Origin of the sequence: Streptomyces sp. NPDC001914, from assembly GCF_042891215.1 — a bacterium.
GTDB lineage: Bacteria > Actinomycetota > Actinomycetes > Streptomycetales > Streptomycetaceae > Streptomyces.
Genome location: NZ_JBIASW010000001.1, coordinates 448,731 through 465,951, shown reverse-complemented (window position 1 = coordinate 465,951; position 17,221 = coordinate 448,731). Strand labels below are relative to the sequence as shown.

Here is a 17,221-nt window from a genome sequence, read left to right as displayed (position 1 = left end):
TGTGACGGTCCGGCACAGCGGTGGCCCCCGCTTCCGAGGGCCCGCCGCCGTGCCCGCGCGGCCGTGCCGGAACGCATGGTCCCGTTCGGCCGCGCGGTCGGTTCATCTCCGTCCGACCGCCCCGCGGGGCGGGCTCATTCCCGGTTCGCCGCGCCGCGCAGTGCCGTGATGGCGGTACCGATCGCCTGCTGGAGCTCTTCCAGACGCTGCACCATGTCGTCCTCGTAGATGTCGTCGGCGTCGTCGAAGGTCAGCTCCTCGAAGACCTTCGTCGCCTTCTGCAGGCTGCTGTAGAACTTCGTCCGGCGTTCCTGGACGCGCAGTTCGGGGTCGGCCTCCACGGTCTCCACGACGAGGTTCTTCATCGTGTCGTACGCCTCGGTGGCCCACTCGCCCGCGTCCTCGCCCTCGTCGAGCTCGTCGAGGAGGGACAGATGCCGTTCGGCCTCGGAGCGCAGCTCCGCCGGAGCGTCCAGGGTCTGTCCCGCCGGTGTCCTGATCTGCCCCTTCTCCGCGATCTGGCGCACGTAGCCGATGCGGTCGGCCGCCCTGTTCTCGGTGGCGACCGCCTTCTTCAGCTCGTCCGTGCGGGCGATGTCGCGGGCCAACTCCGTCTGGAGCGCCGGGTCTTCCTTCACCCGGTCCAGGAGCGCGGCCCGCGCCGCCTTGGCCGTCGAGGGGTCGGCGAGGATCGCGGCCCGCAGCGCGGTCGGGTTCTCGGCGACCTCCAGGGCCTTGGTGGGACGGATGCCCTCGGCCTCGGCGGCCTCGGTGATGGCGACGCCGCGCTCCGAGGCGGCGCTGGAGCGGGAGGCGTAGTAGGCCGACCAGGCGTCCCCGTCCGGCAGTTCGACGTCCGCTCCGGGGGCCAGCGTCTCGAAGTGGGGGACCAGGCCGTCGTCGGCGGCCCTGTCCCAGGCCTTGTAGTAGCGCATGACGCGCTCGGGCGAGCATCCGGCCAGCTCGGCGAACTCCTTCGCGGACACCTTCCGCGTGTCCTCGGCCGGCTGTCCGCCGGGTCGGACACTGCGCGCCACCTTGAGCGCGAACGCCCACCCGCCGTTGCGCGCGTAGGCGCCGAAGTCGTGTGCGTCGCGCTCGATGGGGTCCGGAACGCCGGAGTGCGTGGCGGCGTCTTCGGACGTGGTGATGGCTGCGGTCACCGGGAACTCTCCTGGGGTGGTGGGGCGTTGATGTCACGGAGGATGAAGCTATGGCCTAAGGTCTGCGTGGAATCAAAGGTGACACTCGGAGACCGCGGCCCAGCGGGCACCCCAGTAAATCCGAAATGTGCAAGCTCAGAAACGACGCGATGTGATGACCTTCACCCCGATGTGGCAGAAAGTGATGAATTCCTTACGGCCGTGTCACGTACGGGTGTGTATTGGCCATCGCGCGACCGCGGGAGGATCTTTCGTGCGACCGTTCACTCTCAACTACGCCCGGCCCTCAGGGCAGTCGGCCGCAATACCCCCGTACCACTTCGACGTGTCCCTGCAACTGAACGTGCTGCCCGACGGCAGACCGGCCGTCAGTGATCGCGCGTTGCTGATGGCGACCGGCACCACGACCTCGACGGCCGGTTCCCAGACGCACTTCGACGACTGACGGATGCCGCGCGCATGACGGTTCTCATACTCACGGCCGAACAGGACGTCACCGCCGACATGGTGGTGGCCAGACTGCACGAGCGGGGCGTGCCCATGGTGCGCCTCGATCCGGCCGACCTGCCCGGCAAGGCGGTCCTGTCCGCCGACTACGCCCACGGCGACTTCGACGGATATCTGTCGGTCAACGGCCATGTGCTCAGCATGGGAGGCCTGCGCTCCGTGTGGGTGCGCAGACCGGGCGAGCCGGCGGCCCATGCCGCCGAACCTTCGGCATGGCTCACCGCCGAGACCAGGCAGGCCCTGTTCGGCATGCTCTACTCCGCCTCGACCCGCTGGATGAACCACCCGCGCCGCGCCGAGCAGGCCCGGCACAAGCCCTGGCAGCTACGCGTGGCCCACAGCAGCAAGTTCGCCGTGCCGCCCACCGTCATCACGACCGCTCCCCGGGTGGCCGAGCAGTTCGTCCAGGAACACGGGGACGTGGTGGTGAAATCGGCCTCGGGGCCGCCCCCGGGCCAGCCTCCGGCGGCCCTGCCCACCACGCTGGTCGGACCCGGCACGGACTTCTCCGGTGTGGCGGCCGGACCCGCCCTCCTCCAGCGCTACATACCCAAGCGAGCCGACATCCGGCTCACCGGCATCGGCACCCGGCTGTTCGCCGCCCGTAAGGCCGCCGAACCGGGCCAGGTCGACGGCCGGTTCGGCGAGACGGAGAACGGCTGGGAACCCACACCCGTGCCCCACCGCATCGCCCGTTCGGTCCACGACTACCTCGCCTTCACCGGACTCGCCTACGCGGCCTTCGACTTCGCCGAGGACGCGGACGGCATCTGGTGGTTCCTGGAGTGCAACCAGGGAGGCCAGTTCGGCTTCATCGAGCTGGAGACCGGACAGCCGATCGCCGACGAGGTCGCGGTGTGGCTGGCGCAGCGAAGGCCCGGCCTGCGCATCCCGGAAGGACACTGACATGAGCGCTCGGTGACGGACGGTCACTCCGTGCCCGTGCGGAAGGAGTCGAGGAAGACCTTCAGCGCCTGCCGGTCGGCGGCGCTGTCCCACTCGTCCGCCGGGGTGGTCCAGCGCAGCGAGAAGCCGCGGTGGTCACCGATGAGGAAACCGCGGCCGAGGGTGCGCACCCGCACACCCCCGACCACGGAGTACCACTCCATGTCGGCGCCCTTCATGCCGTGATACGTCACCGGCCGGATGGCGCCGACGCGTTCGTAACCGGTCGACACGGCACGCAGGTTCGGCTCCAGGGCGCTCCAGACGGCGACCGGGTCCGGGCCCAGCTGGGTGCTGTACGTGACGGCCAGGGTGCGCGCGTCGCCGCTCGCCCCGAACGTCACCCGGTAGGCGAGGTCGTCGGAGGACTGGGTCTCGACGGGTTTCCAGCCCTTCGGCAGGGCGACGGAGAAGCCCTGGGGCGCCCGGTAGAGGGAGAAACCGGAGGGCAGCGCCGTGCCCGCGGTGGCCGAGGCGGAGGGGGAGGGGGAGGGCTTCGCGGACGCCGTGGGCGTCCGGCCCGAGGGCGTGCCGGCGGCGGTGGGAGCCGCGGACGGAGCACCGGCGGCGGTCCGTGAGGGTGCCGCGCCGGACGCGGCGGCGTCGTCCCCGTCCGGCCCTCCGCCGAGCGAGGCGAACACCAGGGCGCCGGCGACGGTGACGACGAGGGCCGCGCCCAGCAGGACCGGCCGGCTCACGGGCAGGCCTTTCGAGGCGTGCCCCGTACCCCTCGCACCGCCGTCCTCCGCGCCCCGGGGCTGGTGGTCCCCGGCGGGGTCGAACAGGTCGGGCAGCGGCTCCGGAGGCGTGACCTCCTCGAAGTTCTGCCGCAGGACGCGTGTCAGCGACTCCCGCACGACGGCTTCGGGCACCCGCTCCACGGGGTCCCACCGCAGCAGGCCGAGGATCGCGGGCGCGACCGGGCCCGCGCTGCGGGGCGCCCTGACCGGCAGCCGCTCCACCGCCCGGAGCGTGGCCTCCGCCTCGCCCCGGTCCCGTACGACGGGCCGCCCCTCGACCAGCGCGTACATCATCGCGCCCAGGGCCCAGAGGTCGGCCGCGGGTGCGGCGCCCTCGCCGCGGGCCTGTTCGGGGGAGGCGTACGAGGGAGCGGTGACGCGGGGCGCGTCGGCGGACGCCGTCAGGCCGAATCCGGTGACCGTGACCCTGCCGTGCTCGTCGGACCACACCTGGCTCGGGCCGAGTTCGCCGTGCGTGACCCCCTCGTGGTGCGCGGCGGTCACGACGTCGAGGACGCCGAGCCCGACAGCGGCCGCCAGCACGTGATCGACGGGACCGTGCTGGAGCAGTTCGGACAGCGGTGCGCCCGGGGGCCGCTCCGTGACGGTCCACACGAAGCCGGGTTCCTCGGTCACGTCGAGGACCGCGGCCACTCCTCCGCGGCAGGCCGGACCGAGGACCTTGGCCGTGCGCAGGATCCGGTCGGCGGCGGGCTCCGGGGGCTCCTCACCCCGGTGCCCGGCGGCACGCGACCGCGTCACGACGACGGGCCGTCCGAAGGCGGTGTCCTCGCCGTGCCACAGCTCCCGGCCCTCCTCGCGCAGGAGGACGTCGAGCAGCCGGTATCTCCCGGCGATCAACTCGCCCGCGGAGTCTTGCGCCTTGGCCATCGTCATCCCTCGTCGTGTACCGGACACTCGCCTTTTCCAGAAGTACGCGTGAGGTGACGAAGAGTGTTCAACGGGAGAGGCCGGAGACGGGTTTTTTTTGCGCGGCCATGTCGTCGTCGCGCGTCCGTACGAACAGTTCAGGACCCTGTTTCCGGTGGGTTCACCACCCGGCCGCCTTGCCGCGGTAGCCGCCCGGAGTCCACATGGAGCATCAACTCCCTTAGTAGTGAAGGCAGTTGTCGCGATGGCCGGAACGCGGGTGTGCCGGGGCCTCCGGGGCGTGGACACCGGGGAGCCGTCCGGGAAAGATGCCGGATGCACCCAACACAGTCCGACCGCCGTACCCCAGTTCGTTGCCCCGTAGCCCGTAGCCCGTAGCCCGTAGCCCGTAGCCCGTAGCCCGCCGTCCGTCGCGTCGCCCGAACCACCCGGAGGCCGTCCGTATGAGTGCCCGACCGCTGCCCCAGAGCCCGCCCGCCGAGCAGGGAGTCGACGCCTCGGGCATCACCGCGTTCCTCGACGCCGTCGAGGCCGACCCGGACATCGAACCGCACAGTCTCATGATCCTGCGCCACGGGCACCTCGTCGCCTCCGGCTGGTGGGCGCCGTACACGCCCGGGCGCCTTCAGCTCCTCTACTCGCTCAGCAAGAGCTTCACCTCCACGGCCGCCGGATTCGCCGTGACCGAGGGCCTGTTGGACCTCGACCGGCCGGTGATCTCGTACTTCCCCGAGTTCGAGGCCGAGATCACCGACCCGCGCAGCCGCGCGATGCTCGTCCGGCACGTCGCGGCCATGGCCAGCGGCCATCTCACCGAGACCTGGGGCGACGCGCTCCGGCTCGACCGGACGGAGACGGTACGCGGCTTCCTGCTGATCCCGCCGGACCGTGACCCCGGCACCGTCTTCGCGTACAACCAGTCGGCCACCTACACGCTCGCCTCGATCCTCCAGCGCGTGACCGGTCTGTCGCTGACCGCGTACCTGCGGCCCCGCCTGTTCGACCCGCTGGGCATCGGCGAGACCGCCTGGACCCGGAACCGGGCCGGCCGGGAGATCGGCTTCAGCGGACTGCACGCCGCGACCGACGCGATCGCCCGGCTCGGCCAGCTCCATCTCGACGAAGGCGTCTGGGAGGGCCGGCGGCTCCTGCCGGCCTCCTGGATCGCCGAGGCGACGCGCGCGCACGTCGCGAACGCGGACGGCACTCCCGAGGGCACCCGCTCGGACTGGCAGCAGGGCTACGGACTCCAGTTCTGGCGCGGACGGCACGGATACCGCGGGGACGGGGCGTTCGGGCAGTTCTGCGTCGTGCTGCCCGAGCACGACGCCGTGATCGCGACGACCGCGGCGACCGACCTGATGCAGGAACTCCTGGACCTGATGTGGCGTCATCTGCTGCCCGCGTTCGGGCCGGCACCCCTGAAGGACGCGAGCGAGCGCGACGAGGCGCTGAGCCGACGGCTAGGCCGGCTCGCCCTGCCGCCGGTCGAGGCCGCGGCCGAGCCCTCGGAACCCCTGGACGCCTGGTCGGGGGCCGAGTTCGTGCCCGCCGGGGGAGCCTGCGCGGCCCAGCGGTCCCTGACGGGCGTGCTCGTCGCCGGGGGAGAGCGGGGCACCCGCGTCACCCTGGTCGAGGGCGACCGGCGGCTCGAGCTGGAGATCGGGGGACCGGGCTGGAGCGTCGGTCCCGGCCCCACGCCCACGGCGGTGAGCGGTGGCTGGACCGCCCCCGGCACCCTGCGCGTCGACGTGCTCTTCCTGGAGACCCCGCACCGGCTGACCGTGGAGTGCGTCCTGCCCGGCCGCACCTTCACCGCCCGCTGGCACACGATCCCGCTGCACGCCCGCTCCCTGGACTCCCTGCGCGCCCCGTCGCGACCGGAGTCAACCGGTCCCGGGAAAACGCCACACCTCGCCACCCCTTCCGCCACGTAGAGATATCCACCACCATGCATATGCCGAGGTCCTGACGGGCGGAGGCGGGTTGTCGACCCGCGCCGCCCGCGTGCCTGCCGAGCGGAGAGAACCGACTCCGGGGTGATGCATGACGAACCTGATGTGGACGCGGAGCGTGGAGTGGCTGGCCGCGGCCGCCACGAACCCGAGGGTGTGCAAACGCCAGTGGGACCAGGGGAGCGGCGGAGTGCTCCTGGAGGCCGGGCGCTACTGGGACGTGCTGAGCGTGCCCGAGCAGCTCGGCCTGCTCGCCCTCGACATCCTGTGGTCCGACCCGCTCCGGTTACCGGGGCCGACGCTGGTCGACTGCGCGGCCCAGCGGGTGGGCTTCTTCCTGCCGCCCGACCCCGCGTGCCGGTGGGAGGGCTCGGGGCTCCGTCATCTCGGCAGGGGCTCCTGGGTCGCCGTACCGCCGCCGTACCGTTCGGCGGGACCGCTCGAGTGGATCGTGCCGCCGGACGGGACCGGCGCGCTGCACCCCGCACTCCCCCTGGAACTGGCCCTGCGCCAGGCCAACGGCACACTCGCCGTCCTGGCACCGCCGGCCGGTCAGCCGGTCCCGTAGAAGTGCGCCTGGCCTCCGCGCCACTTCACCCAGGCCGGATCGTCCAGCAGATCCTCCGCGTCAGGCAGCCCCGCCCGGCCGAGGAACTCCAGCAGATCCTCGTCCGAGAACGCCACGCCGAGGTTCTCACCCCGCGCGGTCACCTCACGGCCACTGGTATCCAGGGCCGGATGCACAACCAGAGGAGCCCGTCCGGACATACGTCCAGGATCGTCCTTCTCGCCGCGCCGCGCATCCCGGCGGACGGCGTGAAGGTGGTTCCATTCAGTTCTGAGTGCGTTTCCCGTTCCCCGGGGTGAGGAGCTTGCGATGGGTGCCACCGACCTGCCAGCGATCGAAGCGGAGCGTCAGCGGATCAAGGACGCCCATCTGATGCCGGAGAGGCCGCCGAGCACGGCCCGCGGCGTGCACCACGTGGCGCTGCTCTCCGCGGACGTGGAGCGGACCGTACGGTTCTACCAGGGTGTCCTGGGCTTCCCGCTCACCGAGATGATCGAGAACCGGGACTACAAGGGGTCGACCCACTTCTTCTTCGACCTCGGCAACGGCAACCTGCTCGCCTTCTTCGACTTCCCCGGCCTCGACGTCGGCCCCTACGCGGAGGTCCTCGGCGGGCTGCATCACCTCGCCATCTCGGTGGACCCCGCCACCTGGCGCGACCTGCGCGACCGGCTCGACGCCGCCGAGGTCGCGTACATGGAGGAGAGCGGCACCTCGATCTACTTCCGCGACCCCGACGGCGCCCGGATCGAACTGCTCGCCGATCCGCTCGGCGAGATGTACGGCAACAAGGTCCTCTGAGGCCGCGGCCACGCGGCCGGAGCCCTCGGGGTCCGGCCGCGGGACCTCAGCGCAGCAGCTCGGCCCAGTTGCCCGGAACCCGTCCGGCGGGGCCGGGCGCGGGCTGGTCGAGCGGGTGGCTCACCGGGGGAGCGAGTTCGGGACCGGCCTCGTACAGCTCCGAGGTGTCGTAGTCCCAGAACCAGTTCTCGCCCGGCTCGAAGCTCTGGATCACCGGATGCCCGGTGCCGCGCGCGTGCGCGGTGGCGTGCTTGGCCGGGGAGTCGTCGCAGCAGCCGACGTGCCCGCACTGGGCGCAGCGCCGCAGATGGAACCACCATCCGCCGACGGCGTCGCACTCGGTGCAGCCGGAGCCGCTCGGCGGTACGGACGGGTCGATTCCGTTCGGGGTGGTCATGACGGCTCCTCCGGGGATTCCGCGGCGGTGTCGGCGGCGGTCAGGGGCAGGCGCACCTGGAAGCGGGTGTCGCCCGGAACGGACTGCACCATCAGGCTGCCGTGGTGCTTGTTGGCGACGATCCGCCAGGAGATGTCCAGGCCGAGCCCGGTCCCCTCACCGACCGGTTTGGTGGTGAAGAACGGGTCGAAGATCCGGTCGCGGATCTCCTCGGGCACTCCGGGGCCCGTGTCGCGGAACTCGACGAGCACATGGTCGCCGTCGGCGGCGGTGTGCACCGTCAGCGTGCCCTCGCCGGCCATCGCGGAGGCGGCGTTGTCGATGAGGTTCGTCCACACCTGGTTCAGCTCACCCGGATAGGCGGGGATGCGGGGCAGCGTCCGGTCGTACTCCTTGACGACCTTGATGCCGGAGCCCATCTTGCCGGCGAGCATCATCAGCGTGCTGTCGAGCAGATCGTGGACGTCCGCGACCTGGTAGGGCGCGCGGTCCATCTGCGAGTACTGCTTGGCCGCGTCCACGAGATGCGAGATACGGGTGGTGGAGTCCTCGATCTCGTTCATCAGCAGCTCGGTCTCGACCGTGTAGTTGAGCCACCGGACCGCGCCTTCGAGGGTCGACCCGTCCACGGCCGCCGCGACCTGGTCCAGCCAGTCGGTGTCGAGCCCCGCCTGCACGAAGGTCGGGGCGAGCTGCCAGCCGCCCGCGATGTCGTGGTCGTCGAGCCAGTCGGCGAGCGCGTCCTCCCGGTCGGAGGCCTCCAGCGGGGTCAGCGGGGTGGCCTTGGCGACCTGTTCGGCGGTCCGCTCCTGGATCTCGACCAGCGTCTCCAGGGCGTCGCGCGCGTACGGTCCCGCGGCGATCATCCCCAGCTTCTTGCGCATGTGGGCCACCCGGTCACGCAGCGCCGAGGTGGCCCGTACGGCCGCCGCGGCCGGGTTGTTGAGCTCGTGCGTGAGCCCGGCCGACAGTGAGCCGAGGGCCAGCAGCCGCTCACGCTGCCCGACGGTGCGCTGGGCGTTCTGGCTGCCGAAGAACATGCCCTCCAGCAGATGCACGGCCATCGGGAACCAGTCCCGCAGGATGGCGGCGAACGTCGCCGCGGGCAGCACGAAGAACCGCGACGGTTCGGTGACGCGCATGGAACCCTTGTACTGGGCGTCGCCCGGGTCGCTCAGATAGGCCTGCATCGCGCCCGCGTACACCCCGCGCTGCGAGGTGCGGCTGATCTCCACGTCGTCCGCGCCGACCCGGCGCGACATCACGACCGTGCCCTCCAGGAGCACGTAGAAGCAGGTGGCCGGATCACCCTCGGTGTACACCGGCCCCGGGTCGAACTGTTCCGTCCGGCCCTCCCGGCACAGCCGGTCCAACTGGTCGGCGTCGAGCTTCTCGAACAGGAACAGCGTGCCGAGTTCCGCCGCGTCGCACGGCACCGGCCGCCCGCTCACGACTGCTCCAGATAACGGTGGACGAGCATGACGGCCATGGCTCCCTCTCCGACCGCGGACGCGACCCGCTTCGCCGACTCGGCACGGGCGTCCCCGGCCACGAACACGCCGGGCACGTTGGTCTCCAGGTGGTACGGCGGCCGGTCCAGCTCCCAGCCGCGCGGCGGCTGCCCGTCGGGTGTCATGTCGGGGCCCGCCACGATGAATCCGCGGGCGTCCCGCAGGACCGTGCCCTCCAGCCAGTCGGTGAGCGGGGCCGCGCCGATGAACACGAACATCCACTGCGCGTCGACGAGTTCGGTGTGGCCGCTCTCCACATCACGCAGCGTGAGCTGTTCCAGGTGGCCGTCGCCGTGCGCGGACTCCACGACCGTGCCGGTGCGCACCGAGATGTTCGGCGCGTCCGAGATCTGCTCGATCAGGTAGTGCGACATCGAGGCGGACAGGGAGGAGCCGCGCACCAGAATGGTGACGGACTTGGCGCCCCGGGCCAGGTACATCGCCGCCTGGCCCGCCGAGTTCGCGCCGCCGACGATGTACACGTCGTGGCCCTGGCAGGCGGCCGCCTCGGTCAGCGCCGAACCGTAGAAGACGCCGCAGCCCGTGAGCTCGGCGATGCCCGGGGCCTGGAGCTGGCGGTAGGAGACCCCGGTCGCGAGGATCACCGCGTGCGCCGAGATCGCGGAGCCGTCGGAGAAGCGGATCGTGCGCGAGGCGCCGGTGACCTCCAGACCGGTCACCTCCCGCGCGGTGAGGATCTCGGCGCCGAACTTGGCCGCCTGCCGCCGCGCCCGGTCGGTCAGCTGTCCCCCGGAGACGCCGTCGGGGAAGCCGAGGTAGTTCTCGATCCGTGAACTCTGGCCGGCCTGTCCACCGGTCGCGGACCGCTCCACGAGCACGGTGCGCAGCCCCTCGGACGCGCCGTACACGGCCGCCCCGAGCCCGGCCGGACCGCCGCCGATGACGACGAGGTCGTAGAACTCGGAGGTGGGGGTCGTGGCGAGCCCCACGTGCGCGGCGATCTCGGGGTCCTCGGGCTCGACGAGCGGTGTGCCGTCCGGGGTGACCACCAGCGGCAGCCGGTCGCCGTCCTGTCCGGCGGCGCTCAGCAGCCGCTGTCCCTCGGGGGTGTCGGAGGAGTACCAGCGGTACGGCACCTGGTTGCGGGCCAGGAACTCCCGCACGCCCGAGGAGCGGGCCGACCACCGGTGTCCGACCACCTTGCAGGCGCCCACGGGCCGGTAGTCGCTGGCCCGCCACGCGTCCAGGAGGTCGTCGACGACCGGATAGAGCTTCTCCTCCGGCGGGTCCCAGGGCTTGAGCAGATAGTGGTCGAGGTCGATCACGTTGATCGCGTCGATCGCCGCGTTGGTGTCCGCGTAGGCGGTGAGAAGCACCCGGCGGGCGCCCGGGTACACGTCGAGGGCCTGTTCCAGGAACTCGATGCCGTTCATCTGCGGCATGCGGTAGTCGGCGAGGATGACCGCCACCTGGTCGCCGCGCAGCTTCAGCTCGCGCAGGGCCTCCAGCGCGGCTTCGCCCGACTCGGCGCGCACGATCCGGTGGCCCTCGCCGTAGCGGCGCCGGAGGTCGCGGGCGACGGCCCGCGAGACTCCGGGATCGTCGTCGACGGTCAGAATGACGGTCCGCGCCGGACTGGCGGCCTGGGTCATACCTCTCCCACCCCGAGCAGGTCAGTTGCGTTCCGGCCGGGCGGACGCCCGGGGCGCCGCGGGGCCGGTACAGAGTCAATCGTATGTACGATCGGTCACCTTTGCTCGGGAAGCGGGCTATCCGCGGGGCGGCTCCAGCGCCTCCACGGGGTCCGGCAGGGGGTCGCGGACCTTCGGGAGGATGTTCGTGACGTAGTCCTTCACGGCCGCGTCCAGACCGATGTCGTGCTGGGCACGCTCGGACAGGAACCAGCGGTGTTCGAGGAGCCCGTGGTACAGCTCGGCCGGGTCCATGGAGCCGCGCAGGTCCGCCGGCACCGCCCGGACCGTCGGGCGGAACACGTCCCGCACCCAGCGGTGGGCCAGCACCTCGGGCCGGGCCGCCCGCGGACGCGCTCCGCCCCGGCCGGTGACGGTTCCGGGGGCGGCGGAGCCCGGAGCGTAGTCGTCCTGGGTGGCCATCCAGCTCTCCAGGTCGTTCAGCAGCCTGCGGGCCTGGTTCTCCTCGGTGTCGAGCCCGGTCAGCCGCAGCAGCTGGCGCTGGTGGTGGCCCGCGTCGACGACCTTGGGCACGAAGGTGACGGTGTCGCCGTTGGACGAGCTCGCGATGTGCATCTCGGCGACGTCGAATCCGAGGTCGTTGAGCCGGCGTATGCGGCGGTCGATGTAGTGGTACTTGCCCGCCGGGTAGACGGAGGTGCGGGTCAGCTCCTCCCACAGGCCCCGGTAGCGGGCGCAGATCTCCTGGCCGAACTCGATCGGGTCCACCGAGGGGTGCAGGGCGCCGGCCGCCTCCAGGTCGAGCAGCTCGCCGCTGATGTTCACCCGGGCGAGATCGAGGTCGTACTCGCGCTGGCCGTCGCTCAGCCGCTGGTGAAGTTCACCGGTCTCGGCGTCCACCAGATACGCGGCGTACGCTCCCGCGTCGCGCCGGAACAGGGTGTTGGACAGCGAGCAGTCGCCCCAGGCGAAGCCGGCCAGGTGCAGCCGCACCAACAGGACGGCCAGCGCGTCCATCAGCCGGTGCATGGTGGCCGGCCGCATGGTCGTCTCGAACATCGACCGGTACGGGAGCGAGCCGCCGAGGTGCCGGGTGATCAGGACCGACTCCAGAGGCTCGCCGGCCGCGTCCGTGCGGCCGGTGACCACGGCGAGCGGGTCGACGGCCGGTATCCCGAGCCGGTCCAGGCCCAGCAGCAGTTCGTACTCGCGCACCGCGGGCCGTTCGGCGAGTTCCTTGACGGCCACGACCTCGTCACCGGCGCGCGCGTAGCGTACGACGTGCCGGGAGATGCCGCGCGGCAGCGGCACCAGATGCTCCTCGGGCCATTCCTCCAGGGGCAGGTGCCACGGCAGTTCGAGCAGGAGCGCGGGATGCTCCGGGTTGGTCGCGCTGAACTGCAGAGCCATGGCGGGGCTGCCCTCACCTCGGGGTCGGACGCTGGTCGGGGCCCCAGCATCTACGAATGATCGTCCAGACGGAAGACGCGCCGGGCGTTGCCCGCGAGGAAGAGCGAGGTGGTCTCCTCGTCCAGTCCCAGCTCGTCGAGGTGCTCCAGGGCCCGACTCGGCTCGATCATGGGGTAGTTGGAGCCGAACAGGACCTTCCGCCGTCCCCGGCCGCGCAGATAGGCGACCAGTTCCGGGGGATAACGGCGGCTGGTGTAGGCGCTGGTGTCGATGTACACGTTGGCGTGCTTGTCGGCGACCGCGATCATCTCGGTGGTCCACGGATAGCCGATGTGCCCGCAGACGATGGTCAGTTCGGGGAAGTCGAGAGCGACCTGGTCGATGTACGGGATGGGCCGGCCGGTCTCGGAGGGACGCAGAGGTCCGGTGTGCCCGACCTGGGTGCAGAACGGGACGCCCAGTTCGGCGCAGGTGGTGTACAGCGGGTAGTAGAGCCGGTCGGTGGGCGGCAGTTGCCACAGCCACGGGATGATCCGCAGGGCCACGAAGCCCAGTTCCCCGACGGCCCGCCGGAGTTCGCGCACCGCGGCGACGGGGCGGGTGAGGTCGGCGCCCGCCACCCCGCGCAGCCGTCCGTCCGACCGGGCCACGAACGCGGCGACCTCGTCGTTGGTGATCAGGGCGCCCTGAGGTCCGTACCAGGCCGAGGCCAGACCGGTGTCCACGCCGGCCTTCGCCAGCGCGGCCAGCGTGACCTCGACCGGCAGCTCCTCATCCAGCGTCGCCATGCCGGTCCAGCGGCGCAGGGACTCGAACATCTCGTGGTTGGAGTGGCGGAGAGTGGGGTGCTGCATCCACGCGTCGACGACCGGCATGGTCCTGTGCCCTCCCTGAGGCGGTGTCTGAGCGCTTGCTCACCCCCGACCCTAGGTCGCCCACCCCTCCCTGGCCACCCACCCGCCCAAGGCCACCCGCGGTTACACGCCCACGGCGTCCACGAGCGTGGTCAGGGCCGCGGCCAGGCGCGCGAACCCGGGACCCACCGGGCCGCCCGGCTCCTTCATGTACGTGTCCCGGCGGATCTCCACCATCAGCGCGGTGACCCCCGGCTCCCGTTCGTAGTGCCGCAGGGGCACGTACGCACCCGAGAACGGGCTGTCGATCCCGACACCGCCGAGCCCGGCGAACGCCTTCTCCGCGAGCGCGACCAGCTCCGGCGGCGTGTGGAACGAGTCGGTCCCCAGGCACACCGGCGGCCGCGGCCCGTCCCCGTGCAGTTCGTAGGGCAGCCGGGCCGTCGGATACGAGTGGACGTCGATGATCACGGCCCGCCCGGTGGCGGCCAGCCGGTCGCTCACCGCGGCCGTCATCGCCTGCGTGTAGGAGTGGAAGTAGCGGTCGATCAGCGGCCGGGGATCGGCGCCCGCGGGCCGCAGCGGTGCCCGGTGCGTCGTGCGGGTGTAGACCGCGCCCATCCCGACCGCGAGCATCTCCTCGCGTTCGTCCGGGAAACGCTCGGGATCGACGACCAGCCGCGACAGCCGGTTGACGAACCGCCACGGCGTCAGCCCGGCCGCCTCGGCCGCGGCCGAGGCGAGTTCGGCGGTGTGCGCGTCGGTGATGTGGTCCAACTCGCTCTCCAGCGCCGGGTCGTCGAGGAGGATGCCCGCCCGGACCGGCGCGGGGATCTCCCGTGAGGAGTGCGGCACGTGCAGGATCACGGGCGAGTGGACCGCTCCCGGCAGGAGCGCGAAGGAGTCCGGGCCGTCCGGGGAAGCGAGGATGTCGTTCATAAGAGATCACTGTCGCAGCCGGGTACGACAACGGGCAGGACCCGACGGCCTCGCCACGTGCGGGCGGCCGCTCCGGGCACACCCGGGGATGCCACCCGCACCCGGCCGCGCCGCATGGATCAGCCGCTGCCCCCGCGGCGCGCGTAGTGCTCGATCAGCGCCTCCCGGGTCGTTTCGAGACGGTGGGCCAGGATCGCGCCGATCGTCCGCGTGAGCGCCAGCTCCAGTGTCGGATCCTGGTCGCACAGCGTCCGCACCTCGGTGGCGTCGAACTCGTAGGCACGCACCGGACTGAAGGCCTCGGCACCGAAGTCCCAGGTGTGCGGGCGGAACAGCCAGGACCAGCCGAGCAGGTCGCCGGGCCCGAGCTGGGCGACCGTGATCCGCCGGTCGGCGAGGACCCGCTGGTACAGCGAGACCGTTCCGGAGCGGACCACCCAGAAGCGGTCGGCGGTGCCTCCCTCCTCGAAGATCGGCCCGTCCGCGGGGAAGGACACCTCGCGGGCCACGCTCATCAGCCGATCGCGGTGTTCGGGGGAGAGCGCGTGCAGGAGCCGGAGAGCAGTGGGCATCGCGGACCTCCATCGGGTCGCCGCACGGCCCAGGAGGCCGGCGGCGCCTGTCGTACCGGTGGTATCCCGTCATCCTCTATTGGAGCCCGAACGGAGTAATCCGGCGCGGCGGATGCCGGCCGGGTCCGCCGTGCGGCGGTCGCGGGTGTGTGGTCCGGCGGGTCATCCGGCGTTCCGGGCCGTCACCGAGAAGCGGGCCCCGTCGGGGTCGATGATGAGCGCTTCCACCGAGCCGATGCCCTGCTGGTGCGCCGCGCCGCCGTGGGCACGCGCCGCGCGGACGCAGGCCTCCACGTCGTCGACCGCGAAGTGGATCTGCCAGTGCGGCCTGAGACTCGGGTCGGGGGCCGCGCCCAGCGCGCCGGAGTGGATCCGGGCCACCACGTCGCCGAAGCTGCGCAGGACGACCTCGTTCTCCTCGTAGTCGACCTCGCAGCAGCCCGGGACGGAGGAGGCCCAGCCCAGCACCTCGCCGTAGAAGATGGCGGCGTCGAACGCGTCACGGGTGTGCAGGCGGATGAACGAGGGCGCCGCGTTGCGCCAGCGTTCCCATCCGGAGACCAGGTCGCCCTCCCAGATCCCGAAGACCGCGCCGTCCCGGTCGGCCAGCAGCGCGGCCCTGCCCGGGGGCAGCGAGATCGGGCCCACCGCGGTCGTGCCGCCGCGCTCCTGGCTGCGCGCGACGGTCTCGTCGGCGGAGGCGACGGCGAAGAGCGCGGTCCAGGCGACCGCCGCCTTCGCCACGAAGTCGACCTCCGCGACCCCCGCGACCGGAACCCCGCCGACACTGGCGATGCGGTACTGCTCGCCCATCCGGGTGCCCGAGGCCCACCTCCAGCCCAGAACCGCGCTGTAGAAGGTCTGGGCGACCTGCAGATCGCGGGTGGTGAGACTGACCCAGCACGGCGCGCCGAAGACCGCCTTGCTGGTGACGACACCGGTGTCGAGAGTTCCGTCGCTCTTCATCGCCGCCCGTCCTGACGCGATCGGCCGACAGCGGTCTCGCGGGGTGCGGGGCCCCTCATGGGGGCTCCCCGGCGTGAACTCAGCCGTGAGAGGCCCTCCGTACCGGAAGGCCCCCGACGGCGTCAGCAGCACCTGCGGATCCGCTGTCCCATCACCAACAGCATCTCCCGCATCGGCGCCGCGCGCACCACGCGGCCGTCAGGCGCGCGGCCGCTCCAGGGTGAGGAGCAGGCCCTCCACGGCGCCGGGGCCTATGCGGCCCTTGACGTCCGCGGCCGTGATCGCCTTGAGCGCCCACCCGTCCTCGGCATGCTTGTTCAGGACCTTTTCCAGCTTGTCGCTGTCCAGAGCGTCGCCGATCAGCGATTCGCGGAACGTGACGACCTTGTATTCGAAGGTGTACGGGGTGCCCATGGTTGCGGAGCTCTCCTGCGTGTCGGTGGACATGGCCGGGCCCACCCAATCACTCTTCGCGGCCGTGGCACAGGGGCGAACCGGACCGTAGGGATACCTTTGTTGAAACTTCATGAAGTGCCGTGCCGGGGAGGCTTCCTGACGGCCGGCCGGAGAGGGGGGCCCGGCCGGGGCGTCGTAGCGTGGACGCGGGCCTGTGGGAAACCCGTGACGGCGGATTCAGGGAGCGCGATGTGCTGGAGTGCGACGGCCGATCTCGCGGCCGGTGCCGGGGTCGCCGCGGTCGGGGCGCTCTGTGTGATCCGGGCGCGACGGAGGACGGATCTCCCGCTGGCCGCGCTGCCGCTGCTGCTCGGCGCCCACCAGATCGTCGAGGCCCGGGTCTGGGACACCGGCGGCGGTACGGGCCCCGCCACCGTGGCCTGGGCGGTGATCGCCCTTCCGCTGCTGGCCGTGTGGGTGCCGGCGGGTGTGCTGTGCGCGGCGCCCAGCCGCGCCCGGCGCCGACTGCTGCTGCCGCTCGCGGCCGGTGCCGCGACCGCGGCCGCCCTCGCGCACGCCATGACCGTCCGTCCCGTCAGGGCCGAGATCCGCGGCCACACCATGGGGTACGTCGTCGACCTGCCCCGGCCCGGACTCGTCATCGCGGGCTACCTCTTCGCCACCGTCGGCGCGCTGCTGATGTCCGGCGACCGCGGACTGGTGCTGCTCGGCTTCCTGACCGGCGCGGGGGCGGTGATCTGCTGGTCGCTGTGGGAGCAGGAGTTCGTCTCCACGTGGTGCGCGTGCGCCGCGGTCGTCTCGGTGACCCTGCTGGGCTGGGTCACCTCGCGGGAGGCCGTCGCCCCACCGGAACGGGTACGCCGGACGTGAGGTGACACGTCGTACGGGATCGGGGTGATCCGGTGCGGTGCGCCAGGTCGGGGTGATCAGGTGCGTCGCGCGGGATCGGGGTGATCCGGTGCGTCGCGCGGG

The 17,221-nt window shown here is 71.9% G+C and carries 18 protein-coding genes; 6 read left to right on the top strand and 12 right to left on the bottom strand.

The genetic code is table 11. From position 1 onward, the window contains the following. Positions 1–134: 134 nt before the first annotated feature. A complete protein-coding gene (locus ACFYYF_RS02130) occupies positions 135–1,163 on the bottom strand; it encodes a hypothetical protein (RefSeq protein ID WP_388770393.1) in 1,029 nt (342 codons plus the stop codon). A 253-nt stretch (positions 1,164–1,416) separates the two neighbouring features. Between ACFYYF_RS02130 and tgmA the strand changes: the two genes are divergently transcribed. Both tgmA and tgmB read left to right on the top strand, forming a co-directional pair. Then, the gene (gene tgmA / locus ACFYYF_RS02125; protein WP_037617579.1) at positions 1,417–1,608 is read left to right on the top strand and encodes a putative ATP-grasp-modified RiPP; all 192 of its coding nucleotides are present in this window, start codon (positions 1,417–1,419) and stop codon (positions 1,606–1,608) included. 14 nt (positions 1,609–1,622) lie between these two features. After that, on the top strand, positions 1,623–2,576 hold the full coding sequence (gene tgmB / locus ACFYYF_RS02120) for an ATP-grasp ribosomal peptide maturase (RefSeq protein ID WP_361675142.1): 954 nt from the start codon (positions 1,623–1,625) through the stop codon (positions 2,574–2,576). A 23-nt stretch (positions 2,577–2,599) separates the two neighbouring features. Here the strand turns inward: tgmB and ACFYYF_RS02115 are convergent, their stop codons facing one another. Beyond that, positions 2,600–4,246 (bottom strand): serine/threonine protein kinase, encoded by a 1,647-nt coding sequence (locus tag ACFYYF_RS02115; protein ID WP_388770389.1) that lies wholly within the window; start codon positions 4,244–4,246, stop codon positions 2,600–2,602. 443 nt (positions 4,247–4,689) lie between these two features. On the opposite strand from ACFYYF_RS02115, the gene ACFYYF_RS02110 reads away from it, so the two are divergent. Beyond that, positions 4,690–6,183: a serine hydrolase domain-containing protein gene (locus tag ACFYYF_RS02110; RefSeq protein ID WP_388770387.1), complete on the top strand. Its 1,494-nt coding sequence runs from the start codon at positions 4,690–4,692 to the stop codon at positions 6,181–6,183. Positions 6,184–6,292: 109 nt separating this feature from the next. After that, positions 6,293–6,769 (top strand): hypothetical protein, encoded by a 477-nt coding sequence (locus ACFYYF_RS02105; protein WP_361675133.1) that lies wholly within the window; start codon positions 6,293–6,295, stop codon positions 6,767–6,769. Here ACFYYF_RS02105 and ACFYYF_RS02100 read toward each other — a convergent pair. Beyond that, positions 6,754–6,912, bottom strand: coding sequence for a hypothetical protein (locus ACFYYF_RS02100; protein WP_384241284.1), 159 nt, complete (start codon positions 6,910–6,912; stop codon positions 6,754–6,756). The two genes, ACFYYF_RS02105 and ACFYYF_RS02100, sit on opposite strands and share 16 nt — an antisense overlap. A 166-nt stretch (positions 6,913–7,078) precedes the next feature. Here ACFYYF_RS02100 and ACFYYF_RS02095 point away from each other — a divergent pair, with 166 nt between their 5' ends. Next, positions 7,079–7,570: a VOC family protein gene (locus ACFYYF_RS02095; protein ID WP_388770383.1), complete on the top strand. Its 492-nt coding sequence runs from the start codon at positions 7,079–7,081 to the stop codon at positions 7,568–7,570. Between the two features lie 46 nt (positions 7,571–7,616). Here ACFYYF_RS02095 and ACFYYF_RS02090 read toward each other — a convergent pair whose 3' ends face one another. The 9 genes from ACFYYF_RS02090 to ACFYYF_RS02050 form a co-directional block, all read right to left on the bottom strand. Further along, a complete protein-coding gene (locus ACFYYF_RS02090) occupies positions 7,617–7,967 on the bottom strand; it encodes a UBP-type zinc finger domain-containing protein (protein ID WP_365488279.1) in 351 nt (116 codons plus the stop codon). After that, positions 7,964–9,418 (bottom strand): ATP-binding protein, encoded by a 1,455-nt coding sequence (locus ACFYYF_RS02085; protein WP_388770380.1) that lies wholly within the window; start codon positions 9,416–9,418, stop codon positions 7,964–7,966. The genes ACFYYF_RS02090 and ACFYYF_RS02085 overlap by 4 nt, the downstream gene beginning before the upstream one ends. Continuing rightward, positions 9,415–11,091: an FAD-dependent oxidoreductase gene (locus ACFYYF_RS02080; RefSeq protein WP_388770377.1), complete on the bottom strand. Its 1,677-nt coding sequence runs from the start codon at positions 11,089–11,091 to the stop codon at positions 9,415–9,417. The genes ACFYYF_RS02085 and ACFYYF_RS02080 overlap by 4 nt, the downstream gene beginning before the upstream one ends. Before the next feature lie 117 nt (positions 11,092–11,208). After that, positions 11,209–12,501, bottom strand: coding sequence for a DUF4032 domain-containing protein (locus ACFYYF_RS02075; RefSeq protein ID WP_388770375.1), 1,293 nt, complete (start codon positions 12,499–12,501; stop codon positions 11,209–11,211). Positions 12,502–12,551: 50 nt separating this feature from the next. After that, positions 12,552–13,376, bottom strand: a complete 825-nt coding sequence (locus ACFYYF_RS02070; protein ID WP_388770372.1) for an amidohydrolase family protein — start codon at positions 13,374–13,376, stop codon at positions 12,552–12,554. Positions 13,377–13,478: 102 nt separating this feature from the next. Then, entirely contained in the window at positions 13,479–14,294 is an 816-nt protein-coding gene (locus ACFYYF_RS02065; protein ID WP_388770370.1) for an N-formylglutamate amidohydrolase, read from the bottom strand. A 119-nt stretch (positions 14,295–14,413) separates the two neighbouring features. After that, the gene (locus ACFYYF_RS02060; RefSeq protein ID WP_365488297.1) at positions 14,414–14,866 is read right to left on the bottom strand and encodes a cyclic nucleotide-binding domain-containing protein; all 453 of its coding nucleotides are present in this window, start codon (positions 14,864–14,866) and stop codon (positions 14,414–14,416) included. Between the two features lie 162 nt (positions 14,867–15,028). Further along, entirely contained in the window at positions 15,029–15,832 is an 804-nt protein-coding gene (locus ACFYYF_RS02055) for a VOC family protein (RefSeq protein WP_388770367.1), read from the bottom strand. A 198-nt stretch (positions 15,833–16,030) separates the two neighbouring features. Next, the gene (locus tag ACFYYF_RS02050) at positions 16,031–16,279 is read right to left on the bottom strand and encodes a DUF4177 domain-containing protein (protein ID WP_361675102.1); all 249 of its coding nucleotides are present in this window, start codon (positions 16,277–16,279) and stop codon (positions 16,031–16,033) included. Between the two features lie 198 nt (positions 16,280–16,477). Between ACFYYF_RS02050 and ACFYYF_RS02045 the strand changes: the two genes are divergently transcribed. Continuing rightward, complete coding sequence (locus ACFYYF_RS02045) at positions 16,478–17,119, top strand: DUF6629 family protein (protein WP_388770365.1); 642 nt, start codon at positions 16,478–16,480, stop codon at positions 17,117–17,119. The last annotated feature ends 102 nt before the right edge of the window (positions 17,120–17,221 follow it).